Here is a 19,208-nt window from a genome sequence, read left to right on the forward strand (position 1 = left end):
TGTCATCGACAATGCCAAGCCAAGGAATAAATTATTCCGTCTCTGATTGCCAGCCAAGAATGAACCATCAAATCTCGACTGGTGCGGTTGCGGCCCAGCCTTCGGGCATGTCGACGATTCGGACATGAAAGATCGTAGACTCGCCGACAGCTCGGGATTAGGTCAGAGCCATGGACAAATTGCGGATCGTCGGCGGGCACAGGCTTGAGGGCGCGGTGACGATCTCCGGCGCCAAGAACGCGGCCTTGCCGCAAATAGCGGCGGCGTTGCTCAGCCCCTATCCGCTGCAGCTGACCAACCTGCCTGAGGTGACGGATGTCGACAACATGCTTGGCGTCGTCGGCCTTCATGGGGCCGAAGTCACCAGATCGGCGAATGCCGCCACAATCGATACCAGTGCTGCCGCTTCCAGGGAGACAAGCTACGATACCGTCAGGCGCATGCGCGCGACGGTGCTGGTTCTCGGTCCACTGCTTGCCCGCTTCGGCCATGCCCGGGTCTCGCTGCCTGGCGGCTGCGCGATCGGCGCACGGCCGGTCGACATGCATGTCGCCGCACTTGCCGCACTTGGCGCCGATATCGCGATCGAAAACGGACTGATCGTCGCGTCTGCGCCGGGCGGACTGAAAGGCGCGCGCATCGTTTTGAGCTCGCCGTCGGTCGGCGCGACCGAAACGGCGATGATGGCGGCGACGACGGCAAACGGCGAGACCGAGATCCTCAACGCGGCCCGCGAGCCGGAGGTGGCCGATCTTGCCGCCTGCCTGAACGACATGGGCGCGCGGATCGAGGGCGCCGGCACGCACCGCATCCTGATCGGGGGCAGCACAGACTGGCGCGCCGCCACGCACGACATCATCCCGGACCGGATAGAGGCCGGCACCTATGCCGTCGCAGCGGCCATCACCGGCGGTCAGCTCGAGCTGACCCACGCGCGGCTCGAGCACATGGCATCCATCGTCCAGCTGCTCGAAGCAGCCGGTGTGAAAATATGGCCGGGCGACCGCGGGCTGATCATATCGAGAGACGGGCCGCTCAAGGCGGTCGACGTGACGACGGAGCCCTATCCGGGCTTTCCGACCGATCTCCAGGCGCAGTTCATGGCGTTGATGTGCTGTGCCGAGGGCGCTTCGCTGTTGCGCGAGACGATCTTCGAGAACCGCTTCATGCATGTGCCTGAACTGATGCGGCTCGGCGCCAATATCAAGCTGCAAGGCACCATGGCGCTGGTGCGCGGAGGCGAGAAGCTGAAGGGCGCGCAAGTGATGGCGACCGACCTGCGCGCCTCCGTCTCGCTGGTGCTAGCAGCGCTGGTGTCGGAGGGCGAGACGACGATCAATCGCGTCTATCATCTCGACCGCGGGTACGAGCAGTTGGACCGCAAGCTCCGGCTGTGCGGCGCCCAGATCGAACGAATAAGGCAATGAGTGCCGGTGGGGCGTCTCCGCATTATTTCCTGGGCGTCGATGGCGGCGGAACCGGCTGCCGCGCGCGTATCGAAGACGAGGCAGGAACCGTGCTCGGGCAAGGCCTGTCGGGCCCGGCGACAACGCGACTCGGTATAGAGGTGGCCTGGGCCTCGATTGCCAAAGCCTTTGGCGCGGCGATCGAAGAGGCAGGTTTCGCGGCGGCGGAAATCGCCAGGATCCGCGCGGGTATCGGTGTTGCCGGCATCGGCCGTAAGGGTGCGCTCGAGGCGTTTCATGACATCGAACAACCCTTTGCGAGCATCGACTTCGTCAGCGACGGCGTCGCGGCTTGCCTTGGCGCGCATTCGGGTCAAGACGGCGCCATCGTCATAGCCGGGACCGGTTCGATCGGGCTCGGCTTTGTCGAAGGGCGCGACCTGCGCGTCGGCGGCTACGGTTTTCCGATTTCCGACGAGGGCAGCGGCGCCGATCTCGGACTGAAGGCAGTGCAGCTTGCCTTGCGAGCCCATGACGGCCGGCATGAGCGGACGGCGCTGCTGGCCGAGGTGATGCAGCGCTTCAAGGACGATCCGTTCGAGGCGGTGGCCTGGATGGACCGCGCCAGCGCGACGGACTATGCCGCCATGGCGCCGATGGTGATCCGCCATGCCGACCAGGGCGATCCGGCCGGTCGGCGGATCGTGCAAGGCGCTGCCGAGCAGATCGACACCTTCGTGCGGGTGCTGTTCGAAAAAGGCGCGCCGCGGGTTACGTTGCTCGGAGGGTTGTCCAGCCCGCTTGAGCCATGGCTCGCTCCCGACGTCCGCCGACGGCTGAAGCCGGCCGACGGCGATGCGGTTTCGGGAGCCATAATCCTGACCAGAAAATCCCTCTGCCGCCAGTGATGCCTTGCTCGGCAAGGAATATAATATTCCTACTTTCCGTTGACAAAGGGAATATCGAATTCTAAAAAGTTAACGAAACAGAACCGGCGCAGCCGGTACGGAGCCGACGGCCAGGTGCAGGCACTGGACGCCGCTTGCCGCGGGCATCACAGTCCTGCTCGCAGTCGCACTTGAAAGTAAGCGAAGTGGTCGAACAAGGGTTGATGTCGGAGCTGGAGCGGCTGGTTTCCGAGGACCGGAACCCGAAAACCATGGACATCGATCTGTTGCCGACCCTCGAGGTGCTGCGCAAGATCAATGACGAGGACAAAGGCGTTGCGGCAGCCGTCGAGAAGGTCATCCCCGATATTGCTGCGGCCGTGGACCGGATCGTGAGCGCGTTCCAGAACGGTGCACGCCTTGTCTATATGGGGGCTGGCACCAGCGGCCGGCTCGGCGTCCTCGACGCGTCGGAATGTCCGCCGACCTTCGGCGTACCCGAGGACATGGTGGTGGGCCTGATCGCCGGCGGCGTCGACGCGCTGGTGCACTCTGCGGAAGGCGCCGAGGACGATCCGAAACAGGGAATAAAGGCGCTGCAGGACATCAAGCTGACCGCTGGCGACGTGGTGGTCGGCATCGCTGTCAGCGGACGCACACCTTATGTGATCGGTGGCCTGACTTATGCCAAGGAAGTGGGAGCCACCACCGTGGCGTTGTCCTGCAATCCTCGATCGACCATTGCCGGCATTGCCGATATTGGCATCTCTCCGGTGGTTGGCCCGGAGGTCCTCACCGGCTCGACCCGGCTGAAATCGGGAACCGCGCAAAAGCTGGTGCTCAATATGCTGTCCACCGCCAGCATGATCCGCATCGGCAAGAGCTATCAGAACCTGATGGTTGACCTCAATCCAAGCAACAAGAAGCTTGTAGCAAGGGCGGTCAGGATCGTGATGCAGACGACCGGCTGCGCGGCACAGCAGGCACGACAGGCACTCGACCAGACCGGCAATGATGTAAAACTGGCAATCCTGGTGACGATCACCGGCATGGGTGTCGAAGAAGCACGTAAGGCGCTTGCCAACGCGGGAGGTTTCCTGCGCAAGGCGATAGGCGAAAAGACGGTGTAAGACCGCATGGATACTGGGCCGATGTTCCGGGGCGTGTGTCCCTTTGAAGCGGTCCGGGGAACTGCAAGGCATCTGGTTTAACAATAATGGGAGACGACAATGGTACGGCACATTGGCAAGAAACTGCTTACCGGCATGACGCTCGCGGCAATGGTTGCCATCGCCGCGCTACCGGTGCAGGCGAGTGCGGCGACGCTGCATATGGCGTGGTCGCAGGACGCCACCGGGCTTGATCCGCACAAGCAGACCGCATTCTCCTCACTGCGGCTGCTGGAGCTGATCTACGAACCGCTGGTGCGGCTCGACGCAAACCTGCAAATCACGCCCGCGATTGCCGATTCATGGCAGTTCTCGCCGGACGGCAAGGAGCTGAGCTTCAGGCTCAATCCGAAAGCAAAATTCCAGAACGGCGCCGCCGTGACCTCGGCCGACGTCAAGGCATCGTTCGAGCGCATACTCGACGAGAAGACGGGTGCTGCGGCGCGCGCGAACTTTCTCTCGATCGCCAGCATCGACACGCCCGATCCCGCCACCGTCGTGTTCCACCTCTCCCAGCCGGACGTGCCGATCCTGACGGCGATGAGCGACGTCAACGCGGCGATCGTCCCGGCAAGCGAAATCGCGGCCGGCTCGATCGGCACGACAACGATCGGCTCGGGTCCGTTCAAGCTCGAAAAATGGGATCCGAATTCCAAGGAAGTGCTTGTCGCCAACAAGGACTGGGCAGGCGGCGCGACCGGCGTCGACGGCATCGATATCAGCGTGCTGCCGGACGAGACGGCGATTCTGGCGGCGATGCGCACCAAGCAGATCGATTTTGCCCTGCTCAACGATCCGCTTGTCGCCACGCTGGTGCCCAAGGAAGCCAGCCTGCAGTTGAACCGCGTGCCGGTGCTTGCCTATCACGTGCTGCAGCTCAATCCCTCCCGCAAGCCGATGACCGAACTCAAGGTGCGTCAGGCGATTTCCTGCGCCATCGACCGGCAGGAAGTGCTGGACACCGCCTCGCTCGGCGAAGGCAAGATCACCGGCCCGCTGACCATCCCGGCACTGGCGACCGATCCGAAGCAGTTGTTCTGCTATAAGCGCGACATTGAGAAGGCCAAGCAGTTGATGGCCCAAGCCGGCTATGCCGACGGCTTTTCGGCGACCGTGATCGGCGCCACCGGCGAGCCGCCGACGGCAGCGGCGGAAGCCCAGGTCATCCAGTCGCAACTCGCAGAAATCGGCGTCAAGCTCGACATCAAGATGATGGAGCTCAACGTCTATGTCGACGCCTGGCTGAAGGGCGATTTCGACATGGCCGTCGCGCTGAACGGCGGCAGGGCCGATCCCTACACTATGTACAACCGCTACTGGACCAAGACGGGCAATCTGCAGAAGGTGGCGAACTATATCGACGACACGCTGGACAGTCTTATGCAGAAGGGCCGCACCGAGACCGACCCGGCAGCGCGCAAAGCGATCTTCGCCGACTTCGAGAAGCACATCACTGAGATGTCGCCCTGGATCTGGCTCTACACGTCCTACAGCTACACGGCACAGCAGAAGAATATCGCAGGATTCGAACCGGTGCCGACAGGCTCGCTGTTCAGCCTCGCCAAGGTGACGATCCAGTAGCTGCTTTGATGCCGGACGAGAGGATATTCTTCGAGTGAACTATCTGATGCGGCGACTGGCGACCTTCCCTCTCGTCCTGCTTGGCGTGTCCATCGTGGTGTTCCTGGCGATCCGGATGATTCCGGGCGATTCGATCACGGCAATGCTGGGGACCGAAGCCGGCCTGCTGACGCCGCAGCAGCGCGATGCGCTTGCAGCTTATTTCGGCATCGACCAGCCCTGGTTCATCCAGTACTGGCGCTGGCTGCTTGGTCTTTTCCAAGGTAATCTCGGCATTTCGTCCACCTATGGCAGGCCGGTGCTCGACGTCATCCTCGAGCGTTTCCCGCTAACGTTGGAACTCGCCCTGCTGTCGATGGTCATCGCCCTGGTTGTCGGCATGCCGGCGGGGATCTTTGCCGCCACCCATAACGAAAAGCTGTCCGACCTCGGCGTGCGCGTTGTCGCAATGATCGGGCAGTCGACGCCGAACTTCGTCCTTGCCCTGCTGATCATCTACACGCTGTCGGCGGGGTTTGGCGTTTTGCCGGCGATGGGCGAGTTTTCGCCGCTGTGGCAGGATCCGCTGCGCAATCTCGGCCAGCTGTTGCTGCCTGCGGTCACGCTTGGATTTGCCTTCGCGGCTTCGGTGACCCGCATATCGCGTTCGGCGATGCTCGACGTGCTCAGCGACGACTATGTCAGGACGGCGCGCAGCAAGGGCGTTTCGGCGCGCGGCGTCATCTGGCGGCATGCCTTGCCCAACGCGCTCATCCCGGTCGTGACGCTGAGCGGCATAGAGTTCGGCTACCTCCTGGGCGGAGCTGTCATCGTCGAGCAGATTTATGCGCTGCCCGGTCTCGGCCGCATGGTGCTGGATGCCATCCTGCAACGCGACTACGCGCTGGTGCAGGGAAGCGTGCTGTTCATTGCCTTCAACTTCATGATCGTCAATCTCCTCGTCGACCTTGCCTATGTCGCGCTCGACCCGCGTATCCGGCTAAGCGAGCACTGATGGCGACATTGCGGGCTATATTTGCGCATCCCAGCGGCCGCATCGGCGGTGCGATCGTTGCGCTTTATCTGCTGCTTGCCGTGCTTGGCATGCTGGGGCTGACGCCGCACAATCCGCTGACGCAGCACCGGGTCGAACGGCTGCATGCGCCTGATAGCACCTACTGGATGGGCACGGACCTATTCGGCCGCGATGTCGCAAGCCGGCTGATGACCGGGATCGGCCAGTCCTTCATCGTGGCCTTCTTTTCGGTCGCCGTCGCGACACTGGCCGGCACCGTGCTCGGGCTGGCGGCAGCCTGGTTCGGGCGCCGCTGGGACGGCCTAGTGATGCGCATCATGGACGTTGTGCTGGCGTTCCCGGCGATCCTGCTGGCGCTGCTGATCGTCGCGGTTGCGGGACCGGGAACCTCGACCAGCGTCATTGCCATCGCCATCGTCTACACACCGATCTTCACGCGCGTCGTGCGAGGTCCGGCTCTGTCGCTCAAGGCGCGCGAGTTCGTCGACGCGGCCCGCACGTTCGGCAGCAGTGCGGGCTATATCGTAACGCGGCATCTGCTGCTCAATCTGGTGGCGCCACTGACGGTTCAGGTGACGCTGGCGCTGGCCTGGGCACTGCTGACCGAAGCCGGCTTAAGCTTCCTCGGGCTCGGCACGCAGCCGCCCGCCGCGTCGCTCGGCCTGATGCTGAGCGACAGCCGCAATCTGATGGAGACAGCTCCCTGGCTGATGATCTTCCCGGGCGTGGCGATCATGATCGGCATCCTCGGTTTCAACCTGCTCGGCGATGCGTTGCGCGATGTCCTCGACCCGAAGATGCGGAGATCGATCGCATGATCCCGCTGCTGTCCGTCAGCGGATTGCGCGTCGGCTTCGGTCGCAACCCGCAAGCCAATGAGGTCGTGCGCGGCGTCAGCTTCGATCTCGCCGACGGCGAAACGCTGGCCATCGTCGGCGAAAGCGGCTCGGGCAAATCGGTTACGGCGCTGTCGATCAATCGCCTTGTCGATTATGGCGGCGGCCGCATCACCGGCGGGTCGATCAAGCTGAGGCGGGCCGACGGCAGCACCTTCGACCTGACCGCCGCAGCCGAGCCGCAATTGACGAAGATCCGCGGCGGCGAAATCGGCATGATCTTCCAGGAGCCGATGAGCTCGCTCAATCCGGTGCTGACCATTGGCTGGCAGATCGAGGAATCATTTCGCCTGCATCGCGGCCTGACCGGACGACAAGCAACGGCGGCGGCCAAGGACGCGCTCGACCGCGTCCGTATTCCCGACGCTGCACGGCGGCTGAAATACACGCCCAACCAGCTGTCGGGCGGCATGCTGCAGCGGGTGATGATCGCCATGGCGATTGCGTGCAACCCGCGCCTGCTCATTGCCGACGAGCCAACGACGGCGCTGGATGTTACGGTGCAGGCGCAGATCATGGCGCTGCTCGCCGAGTTGAAGCAGGAAACCGGGATGTCGATGATCTTCATCACCCACGACATCGGTCTGGTTGCAGGCATCGCCGACAAGGTGATGGTGATGCAAGGCGGAGAAGCTGTCGAGCAGGGCGCATTGAACCAGATATTGGACGATCCGCAGCATCCCTATACGCGGCATCTGCTACATGCGGTGCCGCATTTCGCCGGCGGCAGCGCGACACGCAGGGACGCGCAACGCGAAAAACAAAAAGCTGCCGAGCCGGCGCTGAAGGTCGATGGCCTCGTAGTGCGATTTCCAGTCAAGGGTGGCTTTCTCAGCCGTACCAGCGGTGCCGTCCATGCCGTGGACGGTGTGGATTTCGAGCTAATGCCGGGCGAGACATTGGCGGTCGTCGGCGAGAGCGGTTCCGGAAAGTCCACCACCGCCCGCGCGATTCTGGGGCTGGTGCGCTCGACGCGCGGCACAATCTCGGCCGGCGCGCGCAAGGCCGCCGCCGGGCAGAGCGCCCTTCCCGTGCAGATGGTGTTCCAGAATCCCTATGGCTCGCTCAATCCCAGACTCACCGTCGAAAACCTCCTCGCAGAGCCGGTGATCGCTACCGGCGGACGGATAACTGCTGAAACACGGGCGAAAATGGCCGCGCTGCTGAAACGCGTCGGCCTTCCGGAAAACAGCCTGCAGCGCTATCCGCACGAATTCTCCGGCGGCCAGCGGCAACGCCTGTGCATCGCTCGCGCGCTGATGCTCAATCCTTCGGTTATCGTCCTCGACGAAGCGGTTTCGGCGCTCGATGTGTCGGTGCAGGCCAGGGTGTTGAAGCTTTTGATCGAGCTGCAGCGTGAATTCGGGCTGGCCTATCTGTTCATCTCGCATGACATGGCTGTCGTCGAGCGGATCGCCCATCGCATCGCGGTCATCTATGCCGGCCAGATTGTCGAGATCGGCGATGCCAGATCGGTGCTCTCGGAGCCGAAGCACTCCTATAGCAAACAGCTTATCGCGGCCGTTCCTACTATAGACCGACGGCATAAACGTTTCGAGCTGGACACGCGCCAGGTCCCCTCGCTCGTGCGTCCGCTGGGGTTTGAGCCGGGCCCGGCCAATTGGCAGCAATTCGGGCCGGATCATAGAGCACAGGTGGAAGTGTGATGATTGTCGCCCAAGGATATGAAAGGCCGGAGGGACAGCCCCATCGCTGCCTTCCAAACGGAGGCGTAGTTGATCGACCATGATCTCTTCTCCCGCGCATTCGCCCCGCTCGAAGCGGCCGTGGCCGCATCGCGCATTCCGGGCGGCGTGCTCGGCATAGTTGACGGGGACGGCGAACGCATCGTCCGGGCAATCGGCTCAGCCCAAGTCGTGCCCAAGATACGGCCGATGCATGTCGGGACATGGTTCGACCTGGCATCCCTGACCAAAGTCATCTTCACCACGTCGCGTATCCTGGCACTGGCGGAAGAAGGCGTCATCGACCTCGACGCGCCGCTGATTTCCGCCCTGCCCGACCTTCGCCAATATGACGAAAAAGCCTGGGAACGGAACGTAACGTTTCGCCAGTGTCTCGGCCATCAGACACCATTTCCCGCCGTCGCGCCAATCTACACCTATGGGCGTGACCCCGAGCTGCTGCGCGCCTTCATCCTGCAGCGCGAATGGCAGGCTGGCGAGCCGGTCTATTCCGATATCAACTTCATCCTGCTCGGCTTCGTCCTGGAGCGCCTGTCTGGCAAGACCATTCGCGACATAGATCCCGGTCCGGGCTTCGCGTTCTCCGCCGAACCGGATCAAGCGGCGGCGACCGAAGACTGCACATGGCGCCATCGCGTGCTCTGCGGCGAAGTCCACGACGACAATTGCTCGGCCTTGCAAGGTGCCGGTCACGCCGGCCTGTTCGGAACGGCGGCTTCGGTCCTCGACTTTGCGCAAGGGCTGCTGGACGGGACCGGCGCGTCGCAGCGTTCGATCGCGCTAATGCGCACGCCCTTGTCGGCAACCCGCACCCATGGCTGGGAGCGACCCTACGAAGGCTGGTCCGGCGGCCGGTTATGCAGCCCCGAAACCATCGGGCATACCGGCTTTACCGGTGTCGGGCTGTGGGTCGACTTCGACAAAGGCAGAGCCTGGACCTTGCTCACCAACCGGATCCATCCGACACGTCATTTCAACAGCGGGATCGCAGCGCTTCGCCAAGCGGTCGGCGATCTCGTCAACGGAGCCTGACAACCATGAATCCGAAAAATGGCGAACCCATGTGGGCCGTCGGCCTGATGACCGGCACCGTGCTGGACGGCAATATCGATGTCGCGCTGATCAAGACCGACGGCGAACGGATTGACGACTTCGGCATCTACACGCTGGCCCCCTACCCGCAGTCGATCCGGACCTTGCTGGAAGAGACGCTGCGGCAGGCAAGGAGCTGGAATTTCACAGGGCCGGAACCGGCAATCTTCCACGAGGCAGAGGAAGCGCTGACGCGCGCCCAGTCCGCGGCGGTCAAGGATCTGGTCGAAAGCCACGGGCTGACGATGGCCGATATAGGGGTCGTCGGCTTCCACGGCCAGACCGTGCTGCACCGTGCCCCGCAAGTGGGCCGACTGGGCCAGACCCGCCAGCTTGGCGACGGCGAGCTGATGCATGCCATCCTTGGCACCAGGGTCGCCTATGACTTCCGCTCGGCCGACATGCGCGCCGGCGGCCAGGGCGCGCCGCTGTCGGCCGCCTATCACGCCGCGCTGCTGCGCGAAGCCGACGCCACCGGCGACACGGCGGTGCTCAATCTCGGCGGCGTCGCCAACATCACCTGGTGGGACGGCACGGACAATGTTGTTGCCTTCGACACCGGGCCCGCCAACGCACCGCTGAACGATTTCATCAAATCGAAGGGGCTCGGCGAAATGGACCGCGACGGCGCCCTTGCCCGCGCCGGCACGGTCGACGAGGCACGGCTGGCCAAGCTCCTGCAGCATCCATATTTGACCAAACCCTATCCGAAATCGCTGGACCGTTTCGATTTCGGCGCCTCGATGGCGGACGGAATGAACGCCGAGGATGGCGCAGCCCTGCTGACGGCCTTCACCGCGGCCGCCGTCGGCAAGGCGCTCGATCTTCTGCCGCGCCGGCCGAAGCGGCTGGTGGTCAGCGGTGGCGGTCGACACAACCCAACGATCATGGCCATGCTTGCCAGCCGCGCTGGCGTCGAAGCGGTTCCGGCCGAGGCGCTTGGCTGGAAGGGCGATGCGGTGGAGGCGGAGTGTTTTGCGTTCCTGGCAGTGCGCGTGCTCAGAGGCTTGCCGATCAGCTTCCCCAGTACGACCGGCGTGCCCCAGCCGATGCGCGGCGGACGCCTTGCCGGCTAACTAAGCCAACAATTTCTTCTGCAGGAAGATACGGCTGCGGCCAATGGGGAAATCGGCGAGCACGCCGAAGGGCTGATAGCCCTGGCGCTCATAGGCCTTGGCGGCCTTGGGATTGAACGTGTCGATCCAGGCGCCGTGACAGTCGCGCGCGATCGCCTCCCTCTCGGCCGCCTCGAGCATCCTGCCGGCCATGCGGTGACCGCGCAGTTTTTCATCGACCCAGAGCCATTGCACATAGAGCCAGCCCCAGGCTGTATATCCCGAGATGCCGGCGACAATAGCGCCATGCTCATCGCGCACGAACACGGCCAATGCCTTCCTGCCGGAGGCGCCGACATCACTGTCGTTGAACGCCGCAAGCCGCTCTCCGAGAAAAGCCAGCTCGTGCGGCAAGGGATCGGCGGTTGTCTCAAGCGTTGTATTGTCCATCCACCAAGCATCTATCGAAGGACGGGACCGAGAAGCAAGCCTTGCTGCGCTATAGCTATAGCTTCGGCGAACGCCACGCCGCTGCCGCAGCAGCGATTAGCATGAGCAAAGCTGCAATCACCGCCGATGCTGCAAAACCGAACGTGGAATAGAGCGGTCCGAACGCCGTGGTGCCTACGAACACCGCAAGATAGGTCACCGCGCTGTTCAAACCCATGATCGTGCCGCGACGCGCAGGGTCGAGCGCCGACAGGCGCATCACCAGGACGTTCAGCCCGAAATGATTGGCAAGGCCCCAGAGGGCTATCACCGCTATGGTCAGATGAAAACTACTGCTTGCCGCGGCAATCACTACATAGACGACCGCGACAAGCAGATAGGCAAATGGCATGACACGCCGCGCGCCTAAGCGGTCGATAACGCCGTCAAGAAGTGCCGCCGCGCCGAAGCCGGCGCCATAGGCGAGCGCGGCAAGCCCATTGGCACTGACCGGCCGTCCCAAGCCGTTGTGAAGGTGATCGCCAAGATAGCCGTAGATGCCGTAGAACGCGGTCATGAAGGCGGCGCAGGCAACCAGAAGCGGCACGATGCCCGGAACGCTCAAGGCGCCCAGCGGCGTCGGCGCCGGACCGCTCTTCCTGACATCGCTGAGCGACGTCAGAGACAGGCTGGCCAATGCGAGTGCTGCGAGCACCGCGACCGCCGCGAAAACGGCGCGCCAATGTACCAGATCGGCAAGTACGGCCGACAGCGAAACGCCGGCGACCATGCTCAGCGTCCAGCCGGTCAGCACGACGCCTATGGTGCCGCTTTCGCGGCCGGGCGGTGCAATCGCGGCGGAGCTGGCATAGATTGCCGGCATGGCGACACCTGCAGCGATGCCGGCGAGAAGCTGGGCCGCGACCAGCGCCGTCACGGTCGGCGCAGCGGCGCTGGCGACGAGCGCTATCGCCAGCAGCAGCAACGCCCCTTGCAGCATGCGGCGGGCGCCAAGCCGATCGATATAGCGCGCCAGGAACAAGGCGCTTGCCGACGTCCCGAGCCCGAACGCGGCCGACGCGATCATGACCGCCGGCACGCTTGTGCCGAAGGACGCGGCCACCGCCGGCGCGATCGGACCGAGCACCAGCGAGTTCGAGCCGATCACGGCAATGCACCCCGTCAGCACGTAAGCGAGTGCCGGGATTGGCGGCTTGGGGGCCGCTGCGAATGTGGCGACTTGATCAGTGTTCGACATATGGCAATAATGGCCGTATTAAATTCTGCATCAATCGGGAATTTTAATATGAATGAAGAAACAGATGGCATTCCGCAGAACAGGCCCGCCGCCCGCGATATCGATGCAACCGATCGAAAAATATTAGGCGTTCTGGTCGACGACGCCACGATCAGCTATGCCGAGCTCGGCGACCGCGTCGGCCTTTCACCACCGGCAGCCCATGAACGCGTCAAGCGCCTCCGGCGCAGCGGCGCCATCCGCAACACCGCGGTCATCATCGATCCCAAGGCGGTGCACAAGCCGCTGCTTGCCTTTGTCCATATCGACACAAAGGGGTGGGGAAAGACGCCGGAGCTGATGGCAATCTCCGAACACCCCGAAGTCGAGGAGATCCATTCGGTGGCCGGCGACACATGCATGCTGATCAAGGTCCGCACCGAGGACACGCGGGCGCTCGAGGGCCTGCTGTCGCGCCTCTACGAAACGCCTGGCGTCACCTCGACGCGAAGCTATGTGGTCCTGTCGACCTATCTCGAGCGGCCGGTGCAGCCGGGGATAACGACGGAATGGCCGACCCCCCGGCATATGGCCAAGCCGCTTTATTAGCTCAAACGATTCTCACGCGTATCCAAAGTCGAACCGGAAACGTCTTAGGCACTGCATCCTGTGGTCATCCGTCCGGCCGGTTCGTTTGCGCCGGTTCTTGGATCCGACGGGATGCCTGTTGCGCAACCGGAGACACGCGATGAGAAAATTGATCGTGGGCAGCTTCATTTCGCTGGACGGCGTCATCGAAGCACCAATGGAATGGGCGTCACCGTTCTTCGACGAGGAGATGAAGGAACACTCCTATGAAAAGGCCGGCGAGGCGGATTTTTTCCTGCTCGGCCGCGTCACCTACGAAATGTTTTCGGCGCGTTGGCCGCAGGTCAAAGGCAGCAAGTACATGGATCGCATGAACGGGCTGAAGAAGCTCGTCGCGTCGCGCAGCCTCAAGGAAGTGAGCTGGAACGCGTCGCTGATCGAAGGCGACATCGCTGCCGAAATTGCCAGGATCAAGCAGCAGGCCGGCGGCAACATTTTGAAGTACGGAGTGAGCAATCTCGACCAGACGCTGCTCGCCAACAGGCTTGTCGACGAGTATCAGCTCTCGATCGTGCCGACCCGCGTCGGACATGGCAAACGCGCTTTCCAGGATGTCGACCCGTCCCTGGTCAGACTGGAGCTTATAGATACCCACCGTTTCAAGAACGGCGTCATTACGTTGACCTATGTCCCGCTATGATCCGTATGCCATGAAGATGCAGCCAAGACTTGACCCGACCGGGCTTTTCGACGTCCGCTACGCCGGTTTTCTGGAGACAGTCGCGCATTTGCGTGGACGGCTGCACCGCTACTGTGCACGCATGACCGGTTCAACGCTCGACGCCGAAGACGTGATGCAAGAGGCGCTGTTCGAGGCCTATCGGAAGATCGAGAAGCTGGACGATGCGAGTGCTCTTCGCCCCTGGCTTTTTCGCATTGCACATAATCGCTGCATCGATTTTCTGCGAAGCCGGCAGGTGCGTCAGCATGCGGAGGCCAATTTCGCCGAAGACGAGATCATCCTGCCGGTCGAGCCGGCGGGCCAGGGCGCGGATCGCGCGATCGAACGGCTGGTGATCCACCTGCCGCCCAAAGAACGCGCCTGCGTCCTGCTCAAGGACGTCTTCGACTATTCGCTGGAAGAGATCGCCGACCTCGTCGGCTCGACCGTGGGCGGCGTCAAGGCTGCGTTGAGCCGTGGCCGTTCGAAATTGGCCGCCTTGTCAGGCGACCCAATCGTCCGTTCGGAGCCCCAACGCGATCCGGAATTCCTGGAATTGCTCAGCCGCTATGTCGAACTGTTCAACCGCCGCGATTGGGATGGGGTACGGGCGTTGACCAGCGCCGACGCACAATTGCGTGTCGCGGATTGCTTCAAGGGCAGGCTGTCGGAATCACCTTACTTCGTTGAATATGAAAGAGCCTCGACGACCTGGAAAATGGCGGTTGGCGAGATCGATGGCCAGGCGGTGCTGCTAGTGCTCCACCATGGCGAAAACGGTTGGAAGCCGGCCCATCCGGTTCGGATCGAAGCCGCCGGCGGGACCATAAATCGCATCGCCGATTACTATGCCTGCCCTTGGATCATGCCGGCGGCAGGTGCGGTGGTCGTTTCCAGGCCGGCCTAACCAGCGGCAGGACATGCAAGTGGCCGGCATCAACCTCATTGAAATGGGATCGACGCCGGACAAGACATAGGCGGCTTACTGAAGCTTCGCCTGCAGGGCGTTGACGTCATCCGTCGTCATTTCGCCGTCGGTCGTCACCTTGCCATCGACGATCTTCCAGAGGCGGAACGGGCCGGTGATGTCGCCGTATTTGTCGAAGGCGACCGGGCCGATGACGCCTTCGTAGCGGATCGGCTTGCCATCCTTGATCAGGCCGAGCGCCTTGGCGAACTCGTCCTTGCCGGCATAGATCGGCGTGCCGGCCGGGTCGACCGCCTTGTACATCGCGTCCTTGATCTTGGCCGGATCCTCGGAGCCGGCAATGGCGATGGCCAAGCCGACGATGGCGCCGGCATCATACGACCGGTCGGCCGCCGGGTTCGACGGTTCGATGCCCGAAAATTCCTTGTAGTTCTTGGTGAAATACTCGGTCGATGCGGTCGGACTGGTGCCGGAGGAAGTGCCGTACGCATCCTTCAGGTAATCCGCGCCAACGGATTCGATGAAGTCCGGGCTGTTCATGCCGTCATTGAGCAGGAATTTCTGGACACCGCCCTGCGAAATCCAGGTGCGGGCGATGGTTGCGCCGTCGACAGGCGTGCTGACGAGATAAAGCCCGTCGGGCTCGCCAGCCATCGCCGCCGTCACTTCCGAGGCATAGCTCGACTGCTTTTCATTGTAGGGCGTGTCGGAGACAATGGTGCCGCCGAGTGCCTTATAGGCGCGCGAAAATTCCGCCACCATGTTGACGCCGAAGTCATTGTTGACGTGGATGACCGACAGCTTCTTGAAGCCTTTGTCGATGGCATATTTGGCGGCAGCGACGCCCTGCAGCGCATCAGATGTGATGGTGCGGAAGAAGATGCCGTTGGTCTTGCCGTCGCGCCCGAGCGCCGTCAGCGTCGGCGACGAGGAAGCAGGCGACACCTGGACTATCTTGGCCGGAGCGGTGACCGAGGTCAGGATCGGGATCGACACCGAGGAGATGATGCCGCCGATGATCACCGGCACCTTCTTGACCTGCACGAGCTGCGTCGCGGCGTCGACCGCAATGTTGCCCTGGCTCTGGCTGTCGCGCGTGTCGGTCGCGAGATCGCAGCCGCGGACGCCGCCCGCATCGTTGATGTCGCGGAAGGCCATCTCGACCGATTTGGCGCCGGCCTGGCCGTACTCGCCGGCCGGGCCTGTCAGTTCCATGACGAGGCCGACGGTGATCTTGCAATCGGCGGCTTGCGCTGCGCCGGCCGCTGTCAGCAGTGCGAGCGCGGTGGTGATCTGAAGTATGGTCTTTTTCATTGTTGTTCCCCTTTCGTTACACGACTCTCATTGATGTCTTGAGCCTGTTCAGCCTTCCGGCATCTGCAGCCAGGTTTCATGCAGATGTCGCCATTCGACGCCGTTGGGCGCCGATGAACTGGTGGTGAAAACGGCACTCGAGCGGCGGCGGCTATGTTTGCCGGCGCGCTGCTGCGCTTCGATGTAGCTGACGACGATCGTGTCGCCTTGTTGCCAGCCGGCCCGGATTTCCTCGATCGAGATGGTGAAATCGCCGTCACAAGTGGCGCGGCTTGCCCTGACATGGTCGAGCACCGCGTCACGATCGAGGACCTGGCCATCCGGCACAACCATGCAGAAGCCTTCGCCCATGACGCGTTCGAAGCGCCTGAAATCTGCATTGTCCGCACTCGCCGCATTGAACCAGTCGACGAAGAAGCGGTGGAGATCGACCACCTCGGCGCTGGCGCGGGAAAGCAAGGAGGGCTTTTCGTCCATGGCCGCGTTCAGTTCCTGCCTGCATTCAAATTGTAATGCATGATCGAGCCGTGGCGGCCGTGACGGTCGCGTTCCAATGTGTAGACGTCGCCCAGCGGCCCACGGCATTGCGCGATCACGGCAGCGATCCTCGCCCGGTCGTCGGCATCGAGCGCGACGTCCATGATTCTGGCATTGGCAAGGGCGTGCGCCTGGTTGCGGGCGCCGACGATGACGGCCGCCACTTGCGGCTGCTCCAGCACCCAGGCGCTGGCGATGGTGGCGATATCGACGCCGTGGCGGTCGGCGACGGCCTTCAGTGTGCGAAGCAACTCCTGGAAAAGCTCCCAGCCACCAAAGTCGTCAATGATCAGCTTGTATTTGACCAGCGATCGGTTTTCGAGCGGCGTCTGCGGCTCGGCAGCGCCAAGCCATTTTTCGCTGAGGAAGCCGCCCGCCACCGAACCGTAGCAGAGGAAACTGACGCCGTGCCGGCTGGCGAGCGCTGCAAGGCTGTTGGCTGGCCGCTGGTCGAGCACCGAGTATTGCAATTGCTGGCTGACCAGCGGCACACCGGCGGCCAGGATCTCGGCCAACCGCGGCGTGTCGAAGTTCGTGGTGCCGATGTTGCGCACCTTGCCTTCCCTGCGGATTTCGTTGAGCCAGCCCATCGCTTCGACGTAGCCGGGCAGCGCATAGTCCCACCAGTGGAACTGCACGAGATCGAGCCGCTCGGTCTTCAGCCGCCGCAGCGACTGCTCGACGATGCCTCTGATGTAGTCGCGGCTGATATTGGAAAGCCTTTCCAGGTCAGGCACCAGCTTGGTGTGCACCTTCATTTTGGTGGCAGCGTCGAGGCCACGCTCATTGGCAAGGCGCAGGCGCGCCGCGCCGATCAGCTCTTCGACACCGGTATAGATATCGGCGCAATCATAGGTCCTGATGCCGGCGTCGAAGGTGGCGATCAGGTCAGTTACCGCCTGTTGGCGGTCGATCGCGCCGTGCCCGCCGGCAAGCTGCCAGCCGCCGCGAATAACGCGCGAGATCGTATAGCCGGGGCTGAGCTCGAAAGCCTTGGCGGTCATCTCCGGTCATTCTCCTTCGGCAGCGGCACCGCCGTCGTTTCGGCATGGCTGAACCGCCGCTTGCCGGTCCTGACGATCCGGAGCCGGCTGGCACAATTGGGATCCGGACAAGCGATCTCGGCGTCCGACGTCATCCAGTCGTTCCTGTGGGTCGGGCGCTGCTTTGCGGCCAGAAGCGGCAACACTGCCGCAATGGAATAGATCGAGAAACCTTGCCCCGCCGGCATCGACAGCATCTCGCCCTTCAACTCGAAGTAGTCGCCGGGCTTGGCGCCGCAATAGATCGGCTTGCCCTCGGGGATAACCGCCTCGACGCGAAGGTCGAAGAGTTCGAAACTGTCGTCGGTCTCAGCCATTCAGATCTCCACCCGGGTGAAGGTGATGTCGCAGGCACCGTTGCGGCGGATCACGCCACAAGCGGCTGCGAATTTATCGCGATCCTCAGGCACCACCTGCGCGACGACGCTTCCGGCAAGCCAGCCGATCGGGAACAGCAGGCGTGCACCCGCTCCGTAGAACAGGCCGACGTCAAAGATGGCATTCGGGTTGCCGCCCCACATGCGCGGCGGCACGTAGGACAACACGATGTCGCCCGGCTGCGGCGTCAGCGTTGCGTTCTCCGCCGGCAAGGGCCTGGCATAGGTTTGGCCCTCAAGTTCGGCTGATGGAACCGGGCAGGAGATTTCCGGCCCCGTCCACATAGCATGGATGCCGGCAACGACGCGCGGCTGCTCGAGATACGCCAGCAGGAAGGCAGCGTTGTCGGGCGCCTTTTCAGGCAACAGCAGCGCGGTCACGGAAAGCATCGAGTGTGGCTCGGTGATGTTGATGCCAGGCACCGTCATGCCCTCAATCCTTCCTTGCTTGTGGATTGGAGCTTGTCGCGCAGAAAGGCGAAGGGCCGGCTGATGTCGGCCACCAGCGCCTCGCGCGCCGCTTGCGCATCCTGCCTGGAAAGCGCTGCGACGATGCTGCGGTGGTAGTGGGCCGTATCGACCTCGCCGGCGTCGGAGAAGGCGTAAATGGCAACGCGGATGCAAGGCCCGGATTGCAACCACAGGCTCTCGATCATCGGGATCAGCACGGCGGAACCGCAGCAACGGTAGATCTCGAAGTGGAAGCTCTGGTTGAGCGTGGCCTCGCGGTCGATATCCTTCTTATGCTTCAGCGCCCGCATCTCGTCCCATTCGCCGAGCATGGCCTCGACCGAAGCAATCTGGCGCGGGTTCATGCGCGTGGCGGCCAGCGCGATCGCTTCGCCCTCGATCAGAGAGCGGGCGCGCAAGAGGTCGTCGATGCGCTCCAGCGTGATCGGCGGCACGCGCACCGAACGGTTGGGAAGCGCCTCCAGTGCCTTCTCGGTGATCAGCCGTCCGAGCGCCTCGCGCACCGGCATGGTGCTGGTGACCAGCGCGTCGGCGAGGCCGCGGATGGTCAGAACCTGGCTCGGCTCGAAAAGGCCGCCGATCAAGGCGCGGCGCAGCTCCGAATAGACGCGATCCTGCACGGTCTCGCGGCCGACCGGCGTAAGCTGGGCTGCGATCATCTCATTGTTCTTTTCGATGGCGGCCTTCTGCATAGGCAATCCCGGTCTTGGCCGTTTTCGGCTTGCGGAAGAAATTAAAGCCGAATAGCGTGATCAA

Annotated in this window: 20 protein-coding genes; 12 read left to right on the top strand and 8 right to left on the bottom strand. The window is 63.0% G+C overall.

Annotation, left to right across the window (positions count from 1 at the left end; translation table 11 throughout):
• The first annotated feature begins 170 nt into the window (after positions 1-170).
• The 9 genes from murA (at position 171) to NKI47_RS12430 (ending at position 10,828) form a co-directional block, all read left to right on the top strand.
• Positions 171-1,427 carry a UDP-N-acetylglucosamine 1-carboxyvinyltransferase gene (gene murA, locus NKI47_RS12390; RefSeq protein WP_352590293.1) on the top strand — a complete coding sequence of 419 codons (1,257 nt, stop codon included), beginning with the start codon at positions 171-173 and terminating at the stop codon, positions 1,425-1,427.
• Positions 1,424-2,314 (top strand): glucosamine kinase nucleotide-binding domain-containing protein, encoded by an 891-nt coding sequence (locus NKI47_RS12395; protein WP_352590296.1) that lies wholly within the window; start codon positions 1,424-1,426, stop codon positions 2,312-2,314. The genes murA and NKI47_RS12395 overlap by 4 nt, the downstream gene beginning before the upstream one ends.
• A 185-nt stretch (positions 2,315-2,499) precedes the next feature.
• Positions 2,500-3,423 (top strand): N-acetylmuramic acid 6-phosphate etherase, encoded by a 924-nt coding sequence (gene murQ, locus NKI47_RS12400; protein WP_352455307.1) that lies wholly within the window; start codon positions 2,500-2,502, stop codon positions 3,421-3,423.
• Positions 3,424-3,522: 99 nt separating this feature from the next.
• Positions 3,523-5,043 (top strand): ABC transporter substrate-binding protein, encoded by a 1,521-nt coding sequence (locus tag NKI47_RS12405; RefSeq protein ID WP_352590299.1) that lies wholly within the window; start codon positions 3,523-3,525, stop codon positions 5,041-5,043.
• Positions 5,044-5,077: 34 nt separating this feature from the next.
• Complete coding sequence (locus tag NKI47_RS12410) at positions 5,078-6,037, top strand: ABC transporter permease (protein ID WP_352590301.1); 960 nt, start codon at positions 5,078-5,080, stop codon at positions 6,035-6,037.
• Positions 6,037-6,876 (top strand): ABC transporter permease, encoded by an 840-nt coding sequence (locus NKI47_RS12415; RefSeq protein WP_023676049.1) that lies wholly within the window; start codon positions 6,037-6,039, stop codon positions 6,874-6,876. The genes NKI47_RS12410 and NKI47_RS12415 overlap by 1 nt, the downstream gene beginning before the upstream one ends.
• Entirely contained in the window at positions 6,873-8,621 is a 1,749-nt protein-coding gene (locus NKI47_RS12420; protein ID WP_352590304.1) for an ABC transporter ATP-binding protein, read from the top strand. The genes NKI47_RS12415 and NKI47_RS12420 overlap by 4 nt, the downstream gene beginning before the upstream one ends.
• Before the next feature lie 69 nt (positions 8,622-8,690).
• Positions 8,691-9,692, top strand: coding sequence for a serine hydrolase domain-containing protein (locus NKI47_RS12425; protein WP_352590307.1), 1,002 nt, complete (start codon positions 8,691-8,693; stop codon positions 9,690-9,692).
• A 5-nt stretch (positions 9,693-9,697) separates the two neighbouring features.
• Positions 9,698-10,828 (top strand): anhydro-N-acetylmuramic acid kinase, encoded by a 1,131-nt coding sequence (locus NKI47_RS12430; protein WP_352590310.1) that lies wholly within the window; start codon positions 9,698-9,700, stop codon positions 10,826-10,828.
• Here the strand turns inward: NKI47_RS12430 and NKI47_RS12435 are convergent, their stop codons facing one another.
• Together NKI47_RS12435 and NKI47_RS12440 are read right to left on the bottom strand one after the other, a co-directional pair.
• Positions 10,829-11,257 (bottom strand): GNAT family N-acetyltransferase, encoded by a 429-nt coding sequence (locus NKI47_RS12435; protein WP_352590313.1) that lies wholly within the window; start codon positions 11,255-11,257, stop codon positions 10,829-10,831. It lies immediately after the preceding gene.
• A 55-nt stretch (positions 11,258-11,312) separates the two neighbouring features.
• A complete protein-coding gene (locus NKI47_RS12440; RefSeq protein WP_352569316.1) occupies positions 11,313-12,494 on the bottom strand; it encodes an MFS transporter in 1,182 nt (393 codons plus the stop codon).
• Positions 12,495-12,542: 48 nt separating this feature from the next.
• Between NKI47_RS12440 and NKI47_RS12445 the strand changes: the two genes are divergently transcribed.
• The 3 genes from NKI47_RS12445 to NKI47_RS12455 all read left to right on the top strand — a co-directional run bounded on the left by NKI47_RS12445 (position 12,543) and on the right by NKI47_RS12455 (position 14,689).
• Positions 12,543-13,082 carry an Lrp/AsnC family transcriptional regulator gene (locus NKI47_RS12445; RefSeq protein WP_352455265.1) on the top strand — a complete coding sequence of 180 codons (540 nt, stop codon included), beginning with the start codon at positions 12,543-12,545 and terminating at the stop codon, positions 13,080-13,082.
• Between the two features lie 139 nt (positions 13,083-13,221).
• Entirely contained in the window at positions 13,222-13,761 is a 540-nt protein-coding gene (locus tag NKI47_RS12450; RefSeq protein ID WP_023676056.1) for a dihydrofolate reductase family protein, read from the top strand.
• A gap of 10 nt (positions 13,762-13,771) precedes the next feature.
• A complete protein-coding gene (locus NKI47_RS12455) occupies positions 13,772-14,689 on the top strand; it encodes a sigma-70 family RNA polymerase sigma factor (RefSeq protein WP_036238331.1) in 918 nt (305 codons plus the stop codon).
• Positions 14,690-14,764: 75 nt separating this feature from the next.
• Here the strand turns inward: NKI47_RS12455 and NKI47_RS12460 are convergent, their stop codons facing one another.
• Genes NKI47_RS12460 through NKI47_RS12485 form a run of 6 tightly spaced genes read right to left on the bottom strand, consistent with a single transcriptional unit; the run spans position 14,765 to position 19,144 of the window.
• Positions 14,765-16,024, bottom strand: a complete 1,260-nt coding sequence (locus NKI47_RS12460) for an ABC transporter substrate-binding protein (protein ID WP_352590317.1) — start codon at positions 16,022-16,024, stop codon at positions 14,765-14,767.
• A 48-nt stretch (positions 16,025-16,072) separates the two neighbouring features.
• Positions 16,073-16,501 (bottom strand): DUF4440 domain-containing protein, encoded by a 429-nt coding sequence (locus NKI47_RS12465; RefSeq protein ID WP_023676059.1) that lies wholly within the window; start codon positions 16,499-16,501, stop codon positions 16,073-16,075.
• 8 nt (positions 16,502-16,509) lie between these two features.
• Positions 16,510-17,565 carry an aldo/keto reductase gene (locus NKI47_RS12470; protein ID WP_352590320.1) on the bottom strand — a complete coding sequence of 352 codons (1,056 nt, stop codon included), beginning with the start codon at positions 17,563-17,565 and terminating at the stop codon, positions 16,510-16,512.
• A complete protein-coding gene (locus NKI47_RS12475) occupies positions 17,562-17,921 on the bottom strand; it encodes a TIGR04076 family protein (protein WP_352472221.1) in 360 nt (119 codons plus the stop codon). Before NKI47_RS12475 ends, NKI47_RS12470 begins: the two co-directional genes overlap by 4 nt.
• Entirely contained in the window at positions 17,922-18,410 is a 489-nt protein-coding gene (locus tag NKI47_RS12480) for a DUF3830 family protein (RefSeq protein WP_031211593.1), read from the bottom strand.
• Positions 18,407-19,144: a GntR family transcriptional regulator gene (locus tag NKI47_RS12485; RefSeq protein WP_352505374.1), complete on the bottom strand. Its 738-nt coding sequence runs from the start codon at positions 19,142-19,144 to the stop codon at positions 18,407-18,409. The genes NKI47_RS12480 and NKI47_RS12485 overlap by 4 nt, the downstream gene beginning before the upstream one ends.
• Positions 19,145-19,208 lie beyond the last annotated feature (64 nt).

Origin of the sequence: Mesorhizobium sp. M0633 (genome assembly GCF_040320645.1) — a bacterium.
GTDB lineage: Bacteria > Pseudomonadota > Alphaproteobacteria > Rhizobiales > Rhizobiaceae > Mesorhizobium.